We start from the raw sequence: 17,791 nt of genomic DNA, 5'->3' as shown, positions 1-17,791 counted from the left end.
GCATTACGGATTCGGTTTTTCTGTCTTAGTAATAAGTGTTTCTATTATACTAGGTAATTCTCTATTCTGGCTTTTCAGATTCTCTATTTGCTGAAAACGTCGATATTAGCTGTTCCCTGTCTCAGCTCGCCCGCTCTCGCTACGACCCCACCCCTACTCTCTCACTGATTTCATCTCGCACACGGGGTGAGGGGGTTCACTCACCCACTCACCCACTCACTCCCGCTCCCCCCTCTCTCCTCACAGCACCCACCGAAAACTCGCCCTCTCTATTTTGCTGTCTCTTTCTCTCCCCTCGCTCCCCTCTCTCGTTATCTTGTTACGCTCTCTCCTGTCGCCCTTCTGTCTTCTTTTCGTGTCGCTCTCTCTCGTCGTTCTCTCCCACTTCGAGTGTTCTAAACGGTCGACGGCTACAACGGCTACAGGTCTTCACACGCTTCCTGTAGAGCGTCCCGGAGGTACAGGATGTCGTCGTACCGCTGGGCTTTCGATTTGGACAGTGCCGTCAACAGGATCTCGTCTACGCGCGGTGGGACCCCCGCGATCTCGCTGGGCGGCGTCGGCTCACTCTCCAGGATCTGGTACATCGCCTTCGATGGATTACTGTCGAACGGCGGCTGTCCGGTGAACAGCTCGTAGAAGACCGCGCCGAGCTGATAGATGTCCGTGCTGTGATCGCTGGTCCCGTAGTCGTCGTCGAACTGCTCCGGTGCGGCGTACTGTGGCGTGAGCCCCTGTACGCTCTGGGAGTGTTCGAGCAACCGCTTCGAGAGTCCCCAGTCCGCTACTTTCGGCACGTCCCAGGCGTCTTCGACCGTCCGAAAGAGGACGTTCTCGGGCTTGAGATCGAGGTGAGCGACGCCGTGTTTGTGGGCGTGGCGAACGGCCTTCGTGACTGCGAGCGCGGTCCAGAGCTTCTGGGCCAGACTCATCTCTCCGGCTCGTTCGCCGAGGTGTCCGCCGTCCATGAACTCCATTCCGATCCACGGGACCGGGCTCGCCCCCCAGTCGACGACGCCGACGATGTGGTCGTGTCCGTCCAGCCTCTCCCAGCGCTCGGCTTCGTCGAGCATCCGCTCGATCGTCTCGCCGTGAATCGTCCCCGACATCCGCGGTCTCTTGATCGCGATCGACGTGTCTCCTGTCCCGCTCGGAACCGACGCCTCCACCACGTCGGCGTTGCCCCCCTGTCCGATCGTCCGTTCCTCTTCGATCTCGTCGAGGGCGATCTCCGCTTCTGGCGCACCCGGAATGTCTGCCGGTCGCCGTTTGTCGACGCGGGTCGACTCTGAAGTGTCGTCATCGTCGTCCTCTGACGTGTTTGCAGCTACGATTGCTTCTACTCGCTCGACCGCCGCCGCTCCGAACCGCCTCGACTCTGCAGAGCGGAGCAGGTCTCGCAACGGCCCCGGATCGTGTCTGGCGACCTGGGCGAAACAGGACCCTGCGTAGTCCTCGATGGTGTCGTTCCCGTCTGCCAGCAGTGGGACGATCGACGGAAGGTAGCCGGCGACCCGTGACGGGTCCTCTTCGGATACGGTTGCGAACGTGGAGGCGGCGAACTTTCGTGTCGAGCGCTTCGGATCGTCGAGTCGCGGCTCGATCGCGTCCAGATGGTCGATCACCTGCCGGGGCTCTTCTTTGGCCACTTCCGCGAACACGTAGGTCGCGAGATTTCGCGTGTTCTCGCTCTCGTCGTCGAGTCGCGGTTCGAGTGCGTCCAGATAGTCACTCACTCGCCGAGGGGAGACCTCGACGCCCTCGCTGAACGGAGTGGTCGCGAAGTTTCGCGTCGGTCGTTTGGGGTCGTCGAGCCGTGGTACGAGCGCGTCTAAGTAGTCGAGTGTCTGCCGGGGCTCTTCCTTGGAGACCTCTCCGAAGACGTAGGCCGCGAGGTTTCGCGTGTTCTCGCTCTCGTCGTCGAGTCGCGGTTCGAGCGCGTCTATATGACCACTCACTCGCTGGGGGGCAACCTCGACGGCTTCGCCGAACGCGGTGGTCGCGAAGTTTCGCGTGTTCCCACTCGCATCGTCGAGGCGGTCTTCGAGCGCGTCGAGATAGTCGAGAACCTGGTTCGGTTTCTCGTTGGCGACTTGCTTGAAGACGTAGGCTGCGAAGTTTCTCGTTCCTTGGCTTTCGTCATCGAGGCGGTCTTCGAGCGCGTCGAGATAGTCAATCGTCAGCCGTGGATCTTCCTTGGAGACTTCCTTGAAGACGTAGGTTGCGAAGTTTCTCGTTTCCTGGCCCTGATCGTCGAGGCGGTCTTCGAGCGCGTCGAGATAGTCATACGCGAGGCGTGGCTCTTTTTTGGCGACTTGCTTGAAGACGTACGCTGCGAAGTTCCTCGTCTTCTCTCCTCGGTCGTCGAGGCAGTCTTCGAGCGCGTCGAGATAGCCGCTCGTGTGGCGTGGCTTCTCCTTTGCGACTTCCTTGAACACGTAGGCCGCGAGGTGTCTCGTGTTCTCGCTCTCGTCGCCGAGTCGTGGTTCGAGCGCGTCCAGAGAACGCCTCACTGGCCGGGGGGCGACTTCGACGACTTCGCTGAACGCGGTAGTCGCGAAGTTCCGAGTGGATTGTTTGGCATCGTCGAGCCGTGGCTCGATCGCGTCCAGATAGTCGATCACTTGTCGGGGTTCCTCCCTAGAGACCTCTCCGAAGACGTAGGTCGCGAGGCTTCGCGTATTTTCGCTCTTGTCGTCGAGCCGCGGTTCGATGGCGTCGAGATAGTCACTCACTCGCCGGGGGTCGACTTCGACCACTTCGCTGAACACGGAGACCGCGAAGTTCCGTGTCGATTCCTCGGCGTCGTCGAGTCGCGGTTCGACCGCGTCGAGAGAGTCGATTACCTGCCGGGGGTCCTCCTGGGCGACCTCTTTGAAGACGTGGGTCGCGAGATTTCGCGTATTTTTGCTCTCGTCGTCAAGTCGTGGCTTGATCGCGTCGAGATAGTCACTCACTCGCCGGGGGTCGACTTCGACGACCTCGCTGAACGCGAACAGCGTGAAGTTTCGCGTCTTACTGTTCGAATCGTTGAGACGCGGTTCGAGAGTGTCGAGATGGCCCCTCACTCGCCGTGCGTCCGATTTGGCGACCTGCTTGAACACGTAGGTAGCTGTCTGGCGGTTCTTGGGCTGGTTGCTGTCGAGAAACCGACCGGCCGCGTCGAGATCTACCCGGGCCGGAGCGCCATCGGCGTCACGCCGTAGACTGTCGATCTCACGAGTCGAATCCTCGTCGGTGTCCATCGCTCCTCTCGGCGTAGGATCTCCAGTTCAAATTATCTTCCCACTAGAACACCTCTCGAATCGGAACGAATACGGACACTCCTCGGTCACGTTCCTCTCGGTCAGTACGTTGAAGCCACTCCCAGTCCAACGACCTGCAGATGAGTGACTCACGGGAGCCGGACCCTTCGACCGTCGAGAGTCCGAGTCGGCGGTCGCTGTCGCCCGACTCGTTCGATCACGAGGCAGTGATCGGTCGAACTCCCACGACGGTCGTCCACCGGATCGGGGTCGGCGAGGGCGATCAGATCGCGGTCAAACACCCGGCGACCCACGGGACCCTGGGCGGTGACGTGTTCGATTCGTTTCGACGGGAGGGCAAACGGTGGGCTCAACTGGCCGACCACCCGCACATCGTCGGCGTCGTCGACTGGGGCGAGAGCCCGCTGCCGTGGCTCCACCACGACGCCGACGTGCCGTGAGTCGCGATGGAGTACATGGACGGCGGGGACCTCGGGGAGTACACGGAGGGTCTCTCCGTCGAGGGCAGGCTCTGGGTCGCCGAGCGACTCGCCGACGCCGTCTGGTACGCACACCACGACGGCGGCGGCCTGATCCACCACGATCTGAAGCCCGAGAACATCCTCTTCCGCGAGACGCCGGGCGAACAGTGGGACGTGCCCAAGATCGCCGACTGGGAGCTCGCCCGGACGCTCCTGAACCACTCCGACAGCGTCGGCGTTACCACGCCACAGTACGTCGCGCCCGAACAGGCCCACAACGAGTCGACCGACCAGCTCACCGACCAGTTCCAGCTGGGAATCGTCCTGTACGAGCTGTTCGCGGGGACACACCCGTTCGTCGACGGCCCCGAATCGGCTCCCGAAGCGGCACTGATCACGGGCATCCTGCGGAACGATCCCGTCCCGCTCAGCGAACGTCGACCCGTGGTGCCGTCGGCGCTGGACGACGTGATCCTGACGATGCTGGCAAAGGACCCCGACGATCGCTACGAGGCGATGCTCCAGGTCCGAAACGACCTGCGTTCGATCGAGCGAGGCGACGACCGCTCCGAGGAACCGGAGCCGAACCCGACCGCTCGGAGCCGTCCTGACTCCCGTTCGGTGCCGAGCCAGACGGCCGACTGGAACGGTGTCGGTGTCGGCACTGGCGTGGTCCTCGACACCACTGCCCGCGGAGCGGCGGCGATCAGGACCGACCTGGCAGACGATGGGACCTTCTACCTGAGCGATCTGGACCACGATCTCGAACCCACCCAACGGGTCTCGCTCTACTACGAGGGGGACGATCCGGGAGCGAGCGACATTATCGAGGTCCAGCCCGTCGAGAGCGACGAAGACCCGCCCGCCGTGGGCGACAGCGAGACGTTCGGCGAGGGCGTGGTGATCGACACGACCGGCGACAGCAAGGCGGCCGTCGAGACCGCCCTCGCAAACGACGGCGTGTTCTACCTCAGCGGTATCGAGGCGACTCTCCAGACCGGTGACGCGGTCGCGCTTCGCTACGAGGGATCCGATCCGACGGCGAGTGACGTCTCGCAGGTGGTGCCGATCGACGAACTCGACCAGCCCGACGCGGCGGGGGCCGTCGAGTCTGACGCCACCGGACGGTCCGACTCTGCGTCCGGATCGCCGTCGGCGACCGCCAGCGACCGATCGATACGCGGCAGCTGGCCGCGATTTGGCTATGATCGAGGACGGACGTTCCACACGCCGGACCAGCGAGGTCCCGACGGGTATGCCGCCGTGGCCTGGGAGTCGGAGATCGGGAGCGGGCTCGAAGCGTCGCCGGTCGTCGCGGACGGGACCGTCTACGCTGGCACCACGAACGGGCTGGTGTTCGCACTCGACGCGCGGACGGGAGAGAAACGGTGGCACTTCAAGACGGAGAACGCCGTCGTCGCTGCGCCAGCGGTGGCTGGAGACACGCTCTACGCGGTGAGCACGGACGCCCACGTCTACGCGATCGACCGCACGGCCGGGACCGAGCGGTGGGCACACGACACTGGGAGCGGGATCTACGCACCGCCCGTGGTGACGAACGACCGCGTCGTCGTCACGTCTCGGTCCGGTGCTGTCAGCGCGATCCACACCGAGACCGGCAACGAGATGTGGACCGTGGAGACGACACCGGGCATTCGCGTTCCGGTGACCCAGTACGGCCGGCGACGGCTGCTGGTCGGTGACGACAACGGCGTCGTACACGTCCTGACGAAGGGCGGCTCCGAGCAGGCGACGATCGACATCAGTGGCCGTGGGCGCATCCGAACGCCGATCGTCGCGCCGGGAAACTCCGGAACGGTGCTGGTCGGTGACACGCTGGTCGACCTACAGCGCGAGACCGTCGTCGATACGCTCGGCCGGGGCGTCCTGTCGATGCCCGCCGTCGCCGAGGGGACGGCCTACTACGTGACCGATACGGAAGTCAGGGGCATCGAGATCTACAGCGGCGAGCAGATCGTTTCCTACGGCTTCGACGGCTCGACGACCCGTCTCGGGACAGAAACGACACCGGCGATCGCCGACGGCATCGTGTACACGGGCCTCGGTGACGGAACGGTCGTCGCGTTCGACGGGGCGACCGGACGGAAACGGTGGCGACGAGAACTCGGCTCGACGGTCGCCTGCTCGCCTGTCCCCGTCGACGGGCACCTCTTCGCTGCGACGCGTGAGGGGACTCTCTACGCACTCGCCGAGCGATCCTGACTTCGTGTCGGGACCTCATGGTCGCCTTTCGGATGAGTGTCGATCACGCCCCGGAACAAAGCATTTAGTAGTCGAACCGGAACGTGGCACCCAACGTGGTCTCTTCAGCAACGCCGTCTGTCCCGTCGCACGATCGCAACACGACCGCCGCGTCGAAGGGAGTCTCTCGGTGTCTATGAGCCCGGAGACGACGGCCGATCCGGACGCCGAGAGTCGTACTGTCGGCTCCCAGACGGACGAGACCTTCAGCGAACTCTCGGTGCTCGAAGACGTTGGCCACGAGAAGGTGCCGAGCGTTCGGCGAGACGACTACCACCACCGCCAGATCGAGGGCGATCGGACCGACGTCGAGATCGTCACCCGCGCGCTGGAACTGGGGATGAACGTCGTCCTCAAGGGTCCCCCCGGCGTCGGCAAGAGCTTCCTCACGCGGTACGTCTGTGCGATGACGAACCGACCGCTGTACCGCGTGACGCTGTCGGAGACGACGTACCGCGAGGACCTGCTCGGTCACCTCCACCTCGTGAGCGGCGACGGCGGCGAGACGGTCACGGAGTGGATCGACGGGCCGCTCACTCGTGCGGTCAGGGAGGGAGCGATCCTCCTGCTCGACGAGATCAACGCCGCCGACGCCAACACCGTCGCCGCTCTCAACGCCGTGATGGAACAGCGCGCGACCCGGTCGCTGACGATCCCACAGACCGGCGAGCAGCTCGTCCCACACGAGGAGTTTCGCGTCGTCGCGACCTCGAACCCCGGCTATCAGGGGACCTACGAGCTAAACGACGCCTTCGAGGATCGGTTTCGCCACGTCAAGCTCTCCTATCTCCCGGAGTCGGTCGAGGTCGAACTCGTCTTCGACCGGACGGACCTCGACAGGGGGAAAGCAGCTCAGATCCGGGACCTGGTGTCGTTCGCGAGCCGACTCCGGGAGGCGTACGTCGACGGCGAGCTGTCGACGCCGGTCACGACCCGGGAGCTCGTTCGAATCGCCCGGTTCATGGAAGACGACTTCATGACCGTCGGGGAGGCGGCCAGGAGCGAACTCGTCGCGCGCGTCGACGAGTACGACGAGTCGCTGGTCCGAACCCTCATCGACAAACGACTGTAGATGCGACTGACAGCACAGACGGAGCCGACAGACCTGGCCGCGCTCTCGACGCCGGAGCGGGCCTCCAGCGAGCGCCGCCGAGAGCTCGAACGACTCGCGTCGCTGTGTACGGACAGGGAGACGACGATCTCGATCGCCTTCGACGAGGAGCGAGCGTGGGCTCGGCCGGCAGAGGGGGCCGGCCCGGACGCCTACGAGATCGTGCTGCCGACGGAGAAATACGAGCAGCCCGGCACGGAGCTGCCGCCGGGGCTGTGGGATCGCTCGATTCAGGTCGCCTTTCTCTTCCACGAACTGGGCCACGTCTACTACTCCGACTTCGATCGCTTCGGCGACTGTTTAGAGCGGGTCGACGGGCGCTGGCGCGACCTGTTTCGGATGGTGTACAACACCGCCGAGGACGGCGTCGTCGAGACTCAGATCGCCAACGAGTTCTCAGTCAGCGACGACTTCGTCCTCCTCAACGACGTGCTCGTCTCGCGGGCCGACGAGCGACACCGCGCGTACGTCGAGCTGTTCGACCTCGCGACCGCAGACGGCGAGCCGGTCCAGTCCTACACCGTCTTCGAGGCCCTCGCAGTCGGGCTGCTCGACCGTGGCTTCGTCGACAGCGGTCGCTTCGCCGCCATCGTCGACCCGGACGACGGCCGGCGTGTCGTCTACGACGGTCAGCGGGAGGCGCTCGTCGACCTCGTCCCGGCGATGGACGAGTTCGTCGCCGACGTGCTCTCGGAGCCCGACGGCACTCGCCGGGTCGAACGGGCCCACGACTTCTTCGGGACCGCCAGAGACGCCCTCGCGGGGCTCCCGCCGCGACAGAACGGGCGTCTCCAGACCGCGCCGGTCCGGCCCAGCGACGCCCGGGCCCGCGCCGGCTGGACCGCAGACGCGGCGGACCAGCTGCCCGACGACGGGGCGGCCAGCGCCCACGTCGCCCGAGATCGCGCTGCTGACGGGCGGTCCGCCTCCGGAGCCGACGGTGCGGGAAGCGTCGCCGATCCGGACGAGGACCGTCGGCCGCCGGGCCGGGTCGAGGACGACACGGTCAGACGGGTCCGGCGACAGCGCGTGCGCGCACAGTCGAATCGGGCGGGCTCGGGCCGGTCGCCCCTCGAACGCGAGGCTCGCGAACTGCTCGCCGTCGTCGACGACGAGTCGACGGCCCTCGAAGAAGTGATCGTCGTTGACCCCGCCGAGGACGGCGGCGACCGGGACCGCTGGGACGACGCGGTCGGACGTTCGAAGCAACTCCAGCGGGACCTCTCGACGCAGCTTCGCCGCGAGCGTCGTCCCCGGGACGCGCCCGGGCATCGCACCGGCCGACTCGACGGGCGGCGACTCGTCGGCGCGAGCAACGGGGCCCAGCGGGTCTTCACCCGCCGGGAGTCGGGGACGGCCAGAGACCACTCCTGTCTGGTCGTGCTGGACCGGTCGGGATCGATGGACGGCGAACCCGTCCGGACGGCCGAGACCGCGACGGCCCAGCTCGTCCACGCGCTGTTCGCGGTCGGGGTCGACGCGTCCGTGCTGTCTATCTGGGAGGGGTATCCGTGTCTTGAACTCCCCTTCGGGGGTCGCCCGTCCGAGCACGTCGACCGGCTGATGACCGAACGTGCGGACTGGGGGACGCCGCTCTCGACGGCCGTCGCCGTCGCCCGTGAGCGCCTCGACGACGGTCGGGGATCTCACCCGTTCGTCGTCGTCGTGACCGACGGCGCGCCGGACCACCCCGACCGCTACCAGTCGCAGCTGGCGGCGTGTACCGTTCCCGTGTTCGGCGTCTACATCGGGTCGGAACCGGGCACTCACACCGAGTACTTCGACCGGATCGTCCACGCCGAGACCGACACGCTCGCACGAACGATGCAGCGCCTCGTCAGGGCGCTGTTCTCGACGGAGGCCTGAACCGTGTTCGATCGGACGCCGCGGTCGCTCCGTGTCGGCTTCGAGACCGGACACGTCTCGGGTGAGGCGGTGATCGACCGCGCGCTCGCTGCCCTCGATTCGGAGACGATCGCGCGGCGACGAGCCGCGCTCGCGGCACTCGCGGCGGCCACCGACTCACGGCCCGACCGGACGACCGAAGTCGTCGACGCGGTCGAGTCGTCGATCGGACCGGGAGCGACCCCGACGCGGGCGGAGCTGGCGGCGTTGCGTGATCTGGGCTGCCGTCGGCCGCGGGCGTTCGCGCCGCTGGTCGAGACGTTCCGACGGCCCCTCACGCATGCCGGCGAATCCGCCGTCGACACCGCCGCGCTCTCGGCGCTCCTCGGCGATCTCGGCACCGCGGCTCCGGGTGTGGCAAAGCCGCTGCTCGGCCCGCTGGTCGACGCGGCCGACGACGCCCACTCGGCAGTCCGGAACGAGGCCGCCTGGGCGGTCGTGCGGGTCGCGACGAGCGAACCGGCCATGCTTCGGCCCCTCGTCGCCGGCCTCGTCTGGGAGCTGGACCGCGAGAACCCGGCCACCGTCTGTGACGCGCTCGCGACGCTCGGCCGGATCGGGCGGTTCCTGCCCGGCCACCTCGCGGGGCTGGACGCGATCGGGTCGCTGCTCGACCACCCGTCCCCGGACGTTCGGACCGCCGCGATCGAGGCTCTCGGGGAGACGGCGGGACGCGGGACGAAGTTCGACACCGGCGTCGCAGCACCGGCCCGCGTCGAGCCGTTTCTGGACACCGTTTCCGAGCGTGCGACCGACCCGGAGCCACAGGTCCGGGCGGCGGCCCTCAAGACGCTGGGACGGGTAGCTCGCCACGAGCCACGCCTGGCTGGGACGTACACCCAGCGGTTCCTGGCCGCGACCGACGACGACGACCGCCGCGTTCGGCACACGGCCCTCGACGCGATCGGTGACACGTTCGATCCGTCGACGATCGATCTCGCACGCTTCCAGCGACGGGTGGGGTCCCGGCTGACCGACGGAGACGACGACGTTCTGGGTGCCGCCGTCGGGGTGCTCCTGACGGCCGTCCGGGCACTGCGCTCTGACCACCCCGGACGGGCACGGTATCTCGTCGATCTGCTCGTGTGGTTCCAGCTGTCGCCCCACAGCGGGCTGGGCGTTCCGGATCCGCTCGACGAACTGGGCTCGGAACTGGCCGCACTCGTCGATCTCGACCGGTATCTGGAAGTCGCGCGCACGCTCCGAGACGCCGACGACGACTCGCTGCGCCACGCGGGCGTTTCGATCTGCGACGCGATCGCGCGCCACGCCGACAGCCATCGGCTCGCGGCCGTCGGCGTCCTCCAGTCGATGCTCGCCGACGAGGACGAGCACGTGCGGCGGCGCGTCCTGTCTGTCTTCGAACGACTCGCCGAGATCGAACCGACCCTGTGCTCGCTGCTCGGGCGGATTGCCTGGCCCGTGGCCGCCTACGATCCCGCGGTGCGACCCCAGGCCGTGTCGGTGCTCGCAGCCACCGGACAGACCGACGCCAAGCACCGCACCGGACCGGTCGCCGTGCAGTGTCGCGTCCTCCGAGACCGCCGGGACGCCGAGGACGAGGGCGACGGGATGGACATTCTCGATCCGGACCCGGCGTCCGAGCCGCTCCAGCGACTCGCCGAGGCCGCGCCGGAGGCCGTCACCGAGGCGGCACCGACGCTGGTCGAGTTCCTCGGCGACGACGAGCGTGACGCGCTCGTCGCCGAGGCCCTCGCTACTGCCGTCGCCGAGGGTGGCCGGCTCACGGCGGCGACCGTTCGGCGTCTCGAAGCCGTCGTCCAGTCGGACCCGGTCGCGCCGCCGCTGCTCGCGTGGCTCTCGACCCTCCTTCTCCTCGACGGTGACGAGGCGGCGCGCAGACGGGCACGCGACCGCCTCCACTCTCTGGCCGAGCGACGCGAGGAGACGCCGCTGCTCGCGTGTCTGTCCGTGCTCGTCGACCACGAGCCGACCGTCGTCGCCGAGGTGCTCGGCTCCTGTCCGCCCGGCGAGACGCTCTCGGAGTCGCGCGCCCGGCGACTGGCGAGGCTCGTCACCGCTCATCCGCGACTCCTGTTGCGCTGTCGGACCGGCTGGTCGCCGTTCCCCGAGAGCGCACGCGAGCGCGAGCGCCCCGGACGGACGGCGTGGCCGACGGCGCTGGCCGAGACGGCTCCCCAGACCGTCTCGGCGACTGACTGGCTCGCAGACCGGTTCTGGACCGACGACGGCGAACTGACCGCGTCCCTGCTCGAAACGATGGGCCGCGCGGACTCACTTCCGGGCGGTCCCGACGACGCGTGGCGACACCACCCCAGTCCCGCGGTCAGAGACGCCGCCTGGGCGTTGCTGGACGGTGACCCGGACACAGACCGGGACGCCGAGCGGGGCGCTTCGACGGTCGACCCGGCGGCGGCCACGGCCGACACCGTCGACGAGATCGCGTCCCGCCTCGCCGCGGCGTCTCGCGCCCGCTGTCGCCGCGCCTGCGAGCGTCTGGTCTCGATCGCCGTCCACGCGCCGTCCCTGCGTCCGACCGTCCGTCAGCAGCTCCTCGCCAGTACCCCCACGCTCCGGGAGACGGCCTCGCCCGTCGCCGTCCTCGGCGCGCTGTCGACGCTCGCTCCCCGCGTCGAGACCCCCTCTGAGCGGACGGCCTCCTCGGCTCCACCGGCAGAGAGCGTCGGGGCGTTGCTCTGTCGGTACGCGTCCGCGCCGTCGCCCGGCGTCCGCGACGTTGCACTGTCCGCGTTGCGTGTCAGGGCGACGGACGAGCCGGCGGCGCTGGCGGACGTGGTGATCGAGCGACTGCGCGACCCGTCCGACGCTGTTCGCGCCCAGGCCGCCCACACGGCCGCCACGCTGGTCGGAGACTCCCTGCGCGTCTCCTCGCCCCTCGTCGACGCGCTCTGTGACGCGGTCGACGGCCCTCGATACGTCGCGCTCGCGGCCTGTCGCGCGCTGGGTCACTGCGGAGCGATCGAGCCGTCGGTCACGGACCGCGTGGTCGCGGCGTTGACGACGCATCTCCGCGCACGCGAGCGCGGCGTCAGGCGCTCGGCCGCCGGTGGGCTCGCCCGAATCGGTCACGCCGATCCGGCTGCGCTCGTCCCGGTCGCCGACACGCTGTGTGACCGGATTCGGACCGACAGCGTGACGCGGCCCGCTCTGTTGCCCGTGGTGACGATCCTGGGGACGGAGTGCTCGGTGACACTCGACTCGCTCGTCGAGCCGTCGCTGACGGCCCTCGTCTCCGACACCTCTCCGACCGTCACCCGTGCCGCCGGTCGCTTGCTCGCCGCCGTCGCCGAGGACGCGCCCGGCACCGTTCACGGACGGCTCCACCCCGTCGGCGAGCGCCTCCACGAGGAGTACGACGGCGAGATCGTCACCAACTTCCGGGACATCGCTCCCAGCCCGCTGTCGACGTACTGGCTCTTTCGCGTCGTCGCCACCTGCGCGCGCGCCAACCACACGATCACGGAGTCGTTCGCGTGGGCGCTGTCCGAGACCGTCGACTTTCTCACGTCGCCCGCGGCGGCCTCACCCCACTACGACCTCCCGCGCGACAGCGTCACCACGGACGGACTGGCGACGGTGACCGCGCGAGCGGCGGGGCTCGGCGGCGATTCGTCCTACGAGACGATTCTCGAATCGTGGCCGGGCGATCCGACGAAACCGACGCTGGAGCCGGCGGTGACCGCGCAGTTTCTCGTCCTCGCCGACGACCAGACGCGGGACCGCTCGTTCGAACACATCGAGAACCACGTCGCGCCCGCCGACCGCGACGACGTTCTGGCGGCACTGCTCTCCCAGTCGGTCAACCTGAACCGCCACGAGGCCGTCTTCGCGTCGCTCACCCGGCTCCTCCCGCTGAGCGACGACGAGGGGCTGCACCGCCGCGGCGTCGCGACGCTGCTCGACGCCTGCGAGGCCCACAACTGGGCGGTTCGCGTCGACGCCATCGAGGCGATCGCGACGCTCGGAACCACCGCGGTGCTCCCGGCCGACGAGGCGATCGGTCACCTGCTGGGACGGCCCGGGCGGGAACCGCGAACGCACGAGGCGATCGTCGACGCGGTCCTCGGCCTGCTGGGCCACGCCGAACGCACGCCCGAGACGGTAGCCACCGCGATGGCCGTCCGGTACGAACGCGGCGGACCAGCGCGTCGCCGACTCGCCGTCTGGCTGCTCGGGCGACTGGCGACGCGGCACGCGACAGTCCGCTCGCGAGCGGCGGCGACCCTGCTCGCGGCGCTGTCGGACTCGGACCGCTGGGCGAGAGAACGGGCCGGCGAGGACCTCGCCGCGATCGCGGCGATCGATCCGGAGCCACTCGCCGCCCACCGCGAGCGACTCGAACGTCGGGTAACGCGGGCCGACGGCGAGGTGGCGGACGCCCTCCGGACGTGTCTCTCCGAACTGGACGACCAGAGGTAATCACTCCCGCCCCGGACCCTCTCTCCGCCCGTACCGCTCACAGCAGGAACGCGAAGACCGGATACGAGGCGGCGATCGCCAGCGACGGGGTCAACAGCCACATCGTCACGATCCGTTTCGCCGCGCCCGGATCGAAGAGGCTCCGCTCGTCGAGATCCGCGGGCCCCTCCGCGCCCACGTCTGGCACGTCCGGCACCTCTGTGGGCTTCTCCGCGGGCGCTTCCTCGCGGGCGATATCTCCGATGGTCGGACCGGCGGGTGCCTCCTCGACGCGCGAGGTGACCAGCGCGCCCGTCGAGACCTCCAGATCCGGGCGCTCGGGGGTCGGCGTCGCCAGCTCTGTCAACGTCGCGGCTCGACTCGCCCGCCCCCAGCCCAGCCCGATGATCGTCGAGGTCGTACTGACCGCGAGACTCGCGGGGATCCCGAAGTAAGACAGCACCGTGATCACCGAGGCACCGACCACGGAGACGATCAGCGACGCGAGAATCGGCAGCTCCGTGATGTCGTCGCCGACCGTCTCCAGGGTCCGCCGAGCGATGGTGAAACTCCCCAGCCCGAAGGCCGCCACCGCGAGCAAGACGCCCTGGTTGACGGTGAGCGAGCCACCCTCTCCGACCAGCGGGGCCACGGCGTTGGCCGCGTTCGACGCGCCCGCCGAGAACGCCATGTAGCAGGCGATCACGATCACCAGGAGCGAGCCGACGATGTCCTGTGGCGACGCGTTCACGTTCAGATACGGGCGCGGGATCGTTCCCGAGCGGTCGAGCTGGACGAAGTGGAGGTCGAACTTCGTGAACGCGACGTAGCGGTCGAGATGCGGGTAGACGTACCGTCCGACGACGACGCCGATGACGAAGCACAGAAGCGGCGCGACGATCCACGCCGAGACGATCACGAACATGAGCGCCTGGTTGAGGGTGCCGGAGGCCAGGCCCAGCCCGACGATCGCGCCGACGGCCGTCATCGAGGTCGAGGCCGGGACGCCGTAGAGATTCGAGATCAACAGCGACGCGCCCGTAAAGAACAGCACCGCGACGCTCGCGACGGGCGTGAACTGGGCCGCCGGCACGATACTGCTGCTCATCGTCGCGATGACGTTTCGCCCGACCGTCCAGGCACCCAGGAAGCCGAACGCGACGAACAGCGCACCCGCTGTCGTCTTCCGTACGAGGCGAGAACCGACCGCCGGGCCGAATGCCACCCCCGTCGACGAGCCGCCGATGTTGAACCCCACGAACACGGCGACGGCGATACCGACGACGGCTACGGTTCCGAGCATCCTGTCTCTCTCGACACTGCTGTCTGCCCGCGCATAAAACGATTCGGTATCTCTGGAGCCGCCCGGCTCGAAGCGAGCATAGCCAACGGTATCGATCACCGTCGCCCGGCACCCATATAACTCCTGCCGACCGCTCCGCGCCGGTGCCGCCCGAGCGTCGCCGCTCTCAGATCACCCTGTTCTGGAGCCGATCCCTGTGTTTGGCGTTGTACAGGAGCTTGACCCGGTCCGACGCGGGCGTCCCGATGCAGGTCAGGACCACGTCCTCCTGTTCGACCTCCTCGTCGGAGAGGATCTGCTGCATCTCCATGTCGATCTCGCCTTCGACGACGACGGCCGCGCAGTTCGTACACGCCCCGGCACGACAGGAGGAGGGCCAATCGAGCCCCGCCGCCTCGGCGGCGTCGAGGATGTACTCGTCCTGTTCGACCTCGATCGTTCCGTAGTCCTCCGGCGGGAGATCGCTCGTGGCGGCCCGCGTGAACGCCTCTCCGTCTCGTGGGTCCCACGCCCGATCTGTGACGACTTCGTCGTTCAGGTACTCGACGGTCGCCGTCCGCGAGGACGACGCCGTCGAACCCCGGTCGCTCGATCGCTCCACCGCACCCCGCGAGCCCGTGAGGTGGTAGCCGCCGTTGGGGTCCGAGCGATACGCCACCCGGCCGTCGTCTTTCAGGTCGTCGAGCGCGTCGAGGACGGCTCCACGGCTCGCGTCGAGCGCTCGGCTCAACTCGACGCTCGAAACCGGCGTGGTGCCCCGCCGCGACCGGTCCCTGATCGCCTCGTACACCGCTTCGGCCCCGATGTTCGACGCTCTGTGCTGGGACCCGCCGGTCTCTCGATCGCCGCTCTGGTCGGTCCTCGACACGTCGACCTCGGTCCCCCTCGCGCGCTCGACCCCGCGCCGGGTCGGCCTGTAGCCGGAGGGTCTGTCGGAGGTGTACTCGACCAGGTTCGCCTGCTTGAGTTCGTCGAGCCGATCCAGCACCGACTGTCGCCCGTCCTCGACGTGCTCTGCTATCGTCTCGCTGGAGACCGTCCGCTCCCCGCTGTCGGTGAGTTCGTCGACGACTGCGAGCAGATACTCCGTCGATACGGTGTCTGTCGGTTCTGCTTGGTGCTCTGCCGTCTGCTCGTTCCGTCCCGAGTCGCTCGTCTGCTGGGTGTGGCTGTGCTGTAATTCGCTGGACTGCCCGGTCTCTGGGCGCGCTCTCTCGCCGGCATCGACCGGCTCGTCGACCCGGTCTGCGATGATCGTCGGCAGCCGTCCACCGCTCCGGACGGCGCGTAGCGCTCGCTCGAACAACTGGACGCTCTCGTATCGCGACCGCTTCTCGGTCTCCAGTGCCGTCAGCACGACCGCGTCGATGGCCTCGGTCACGTCGTCGCGGTAGTCGCTGGGCGGCGTCGGCGGGTCGCCGTAGACGATGTCGTGCATGATCCCGGTCTGACTCCCGGTGTAGGGCGGTTCCCGGTGAGCAGCGCGTAGACGATCGCACCGGCCTGATACACGTCCGTCAGCGTGTCGGGATCGCCGAACTCGTCGGACTCGAACTGTTCGGGCGCGGCGTAGGCCACCGACAGTCCGTCCATCGTTCCGGTCTGCTCCGAGAGGACCCGAGACAGCCCCCAGTCGCCGATCTTGGGGAGGTCCCACGTCCCGGCGGCCGTCTCGCGAAAGAGGACGTTCGCCGGTTTGAGATCGAGGTGGACGATCCCGTAGGCGTGGGCGACGGCCAGGCCCCGGCAGAGACATTCGCCGATCCAGAGCGCGTGGGTCAGTCCCAGTCCGCCGTCGCTCGCGTCGAGGCGATCGGCGAGCGTGCCACCGCCCATGTACTCGATGGCGATCCAGGGCAGCCGGTCGCCGGTGTCGACGACGCCGACGATGTGGTCCGACTCCGTCCAGCGCTGCTTGTTCCGTTCCCGACCGTCGACCGTCTCCCAGCGCTGGGCTTCGCTGAGAAACCGTTCGATCGCGTCGCCGGTGAGCGTCCCGGCTCGGGGTGGCTCCTTGAGTGCGATTCTGTCCGGTGGCTCCTCGTCGGTGACCCGTCCCTCGTACACGACGGCTTGCCCCCCTCGCCCGATCGGCTCGTCGCTGGTCTCGATGTGCTCGTATCGCAGCGACCGACGCGGGGGACTGGTGACAGCTTCGATGTCGGGTGGGTTCCGATCGCTCATCGTCTCTGCTGTCTGGCTGGATATCATTAATGTTTTTCCGGTGCTATCGGGTCTGATTCGTCAGTTCACGCGTCGACTCGTAAGATTGAATTGAACGGTTGCTAACTACCTGGTATGCGTGCAACGATCCGTGCGGCCGATCCCGAGTCGACGGCGTCTCTCTCCGTCACAGACGAGTCGGCTGTACGCGTCTACCGCGTCCCCGAGCGCGGGGAAGCGGTCGTCGCCGACAAGGACGGGTCCGTCACCTCGCTGGGCGTTCACGACATCTCCGTGTCCCGCGAGTTCGACGACGACGGCGAGCCCGGATACATCGAGTTCTACAAGGAGGACAGCCAGCTCTACGTCCAGGACGCGGGTTCGAGCAGCGAGACGGTACAGCAAAACGCCTTCGGCGAGATCGACCTCTCCGACGGCGACCCCTCGCTGATCACCGGCGACTGTACGGTACAGATCGGCTACAGTACGGCACTCGAAGTCGAGGTCCAGCAGTCCCGTGGGAACGACCGTCCGATCCCGTACAAGGCCGACCTCGTGCTCAAGATCTGCGACGTTCGGTCGACCAACGAGGTAAAGAGCGAACTGCGAGAACTCAAAGAGATGATGCACGCGGCCGACATCTCGGACGAGCGGTACCGCAACGTCCTCGCCGACGTGGAGACGGCCTTCGAAAACGTCGAGAACACGAGAAGCGACGAGCTACCGACCGAGGCCGTCCAGAAAGTCTCCAGTGCGACCAAACGGGCTCGCAACTACTTCCTCAGTTCCTGATACTGCCGGCTGTACCTTCGTTTCGATATTTGCCCCCTCGGGGTGGCCAAATCCGTGACAGATGTACAGCCGGTAGTGTGACGCGCCCCGTCGTTTGCTCTTCGTGCTGTCGCTCCGGCCCGTTCCA

10 protein-coding genes are annotated in these 17,791 nt (G+C 67.6%); 6 read left to right on the top strand and 4 right to left on the bottom strand.

Annotated features, from left to right (window positions below; genetic code table 11):
• Window positions 1-419: 419 nt before the first annotated feature.
• Window positions 420-3,245, bottom strand: coding sequence for a protein kinase domain-containing protein (locus tag HALKA_RS0115190; protein WP_018258803.1), 2,826 nt, complete (start codon window positions 3,243-3,245; stop codon window positions 420-422).
• A gap of 140 nt (window positions 3,246-3,385) precedes the next feature.
• On the opposite strand from HALKA_RS0115190, the gene HALKA_RS19980 reads away from it, so the two are divergent.
• From HALKA_RS19980 to HALKA_RS0115170, 5 genes are all read left to right on the top strand, one after another.
• Window positions 3,386-3,706 carry a hypothetical protein gene (locus tag HALKA_RS19980; RefSeq protein ID WP_018258802.1) on the top strand — a complete coding sequence of 107 codons (321 nt, stop codon included), beginning with the start codon at window positions 3,386-3,388 and terminating at the stop codon, window positions 3,704-3,706.
• 6 nt (window positions 3,707-3,712) lie between these two features.
• Window positions 3,713-5,950, top strand: coding sequence for a serine/threonine-protein kinase (locus tag HALKA_RS19660; RefSeq protein ID WP_018258801.1), 2,238 nt, complete (start codon window positions 3,713-3,715; stop codon window positions 5,948-5,950).
• A gap of 175 nt (window positions 5,951-6,125) precedes the next feature.
• A complete protein-coding gene (locus HALKA_RS0115180) occupies window positions 6,126-7,061 on the top strand; it encodes an ATP-binding protein (protein WP_018258800.1) in 936 nt (311 codons plus the stop codon).
• Window positions 7,062-8,966, top strand: coding sequence for a VWA domain-containing protein (locus HALKA_RS0115175; protein ID WP_018258799.1), 1,905 nt, complete (start codon window positions 7,062-7,064; stop codon window positions 8,964-8,966).
• A gap of 3 nt (window positions 8,967-8,969) precedes the next feature.
• Entirely contained in the window at window positions 8,970-13,427 is a 4,458-nt protein-coding gene (locus HALKA_RS0115170) for a hypothetical protein (RefSeq protein ID WP_018258798.1), read from the top strand.
• Between the two features lie 37 nt (window positions 13,428-13,464).
• Here the strand turns inward: HALKA_RS0115170 and HALKA_RS0115165 are convergent, their stop codons facing one another.
• The 3 genes from HALKA_RS0115165 to HALKA_RS22000 form a co-directional block, all read right to left on the bottom strand.
• Window positions 13,465-14,709 carry an inorganic phosphate transporter gene (locus HALKA_RS0115165; protein ID WP_018258797.1) on the bottom strand — a complete coding sequence of 415 codons (1,245 nt, stop codon included), beginning with the start codon at window positions 14,707-14,709 and terminating at the stop codon, window positions 13,465-13,467.
• A gap of 166 nt (window positions 14,710-14,875) precedes the next feature.
• Window positions 14,876-15,310, bottom strand: coding sequence for a ferredoxin Fer (gene fer / locus HALKA_RS22005; protein ID WP_044956722.1), 435 nt, complete (start codon window positions 15,308-15,310; stop codon window positions 14,876-14,878).
• A 776-nt stretch (window positions 15,311-16,086) separates the two neighbouring features.
• Window positions 16,087-16,893 (bottom strand): serine/threonine-protein kinase, encoded by an 807-nt coding sequence (locus HALKA_RS22000; RefSeq protein ID WP_049919921.1) that lies wholly within the window; start codon window positions 16,891-16,893, stop codon window positions 16,087-16,089.
• A 114-nt stretch (window positions 16,894-17,007) separates the two neighbouring features.
• Between HALKA_RS22000 and HALKA_RS0115150 the strand changes: the two genes are divergently transcribed.
• Window positions 17,008-17,664, top strand: coding sequence for a hypothetical protein (locus tag HALKA_RS0115150; RefSeq protein ID WP_018258795.1), 657 nt, complete (start codon window positions 17,008-17,010; stop codon window positions 17,662-17,664).
• Window positions 17,665-17,791 lie beyond the last annotated feature (127 nt).

The sequence above is a fragment of the Halomicrobium katesii DSM 19301 genome, assembly GCF_000379085.1.
GTDB lineage: Archaea > Halobacteriota > Halobacteria > Halobacteriales > Haloarculaceae > Halomicrobium > Halomicrobium katesii.
This window is presented reverse-complemented; position numbering and strand designations above follow the sequence as displayed.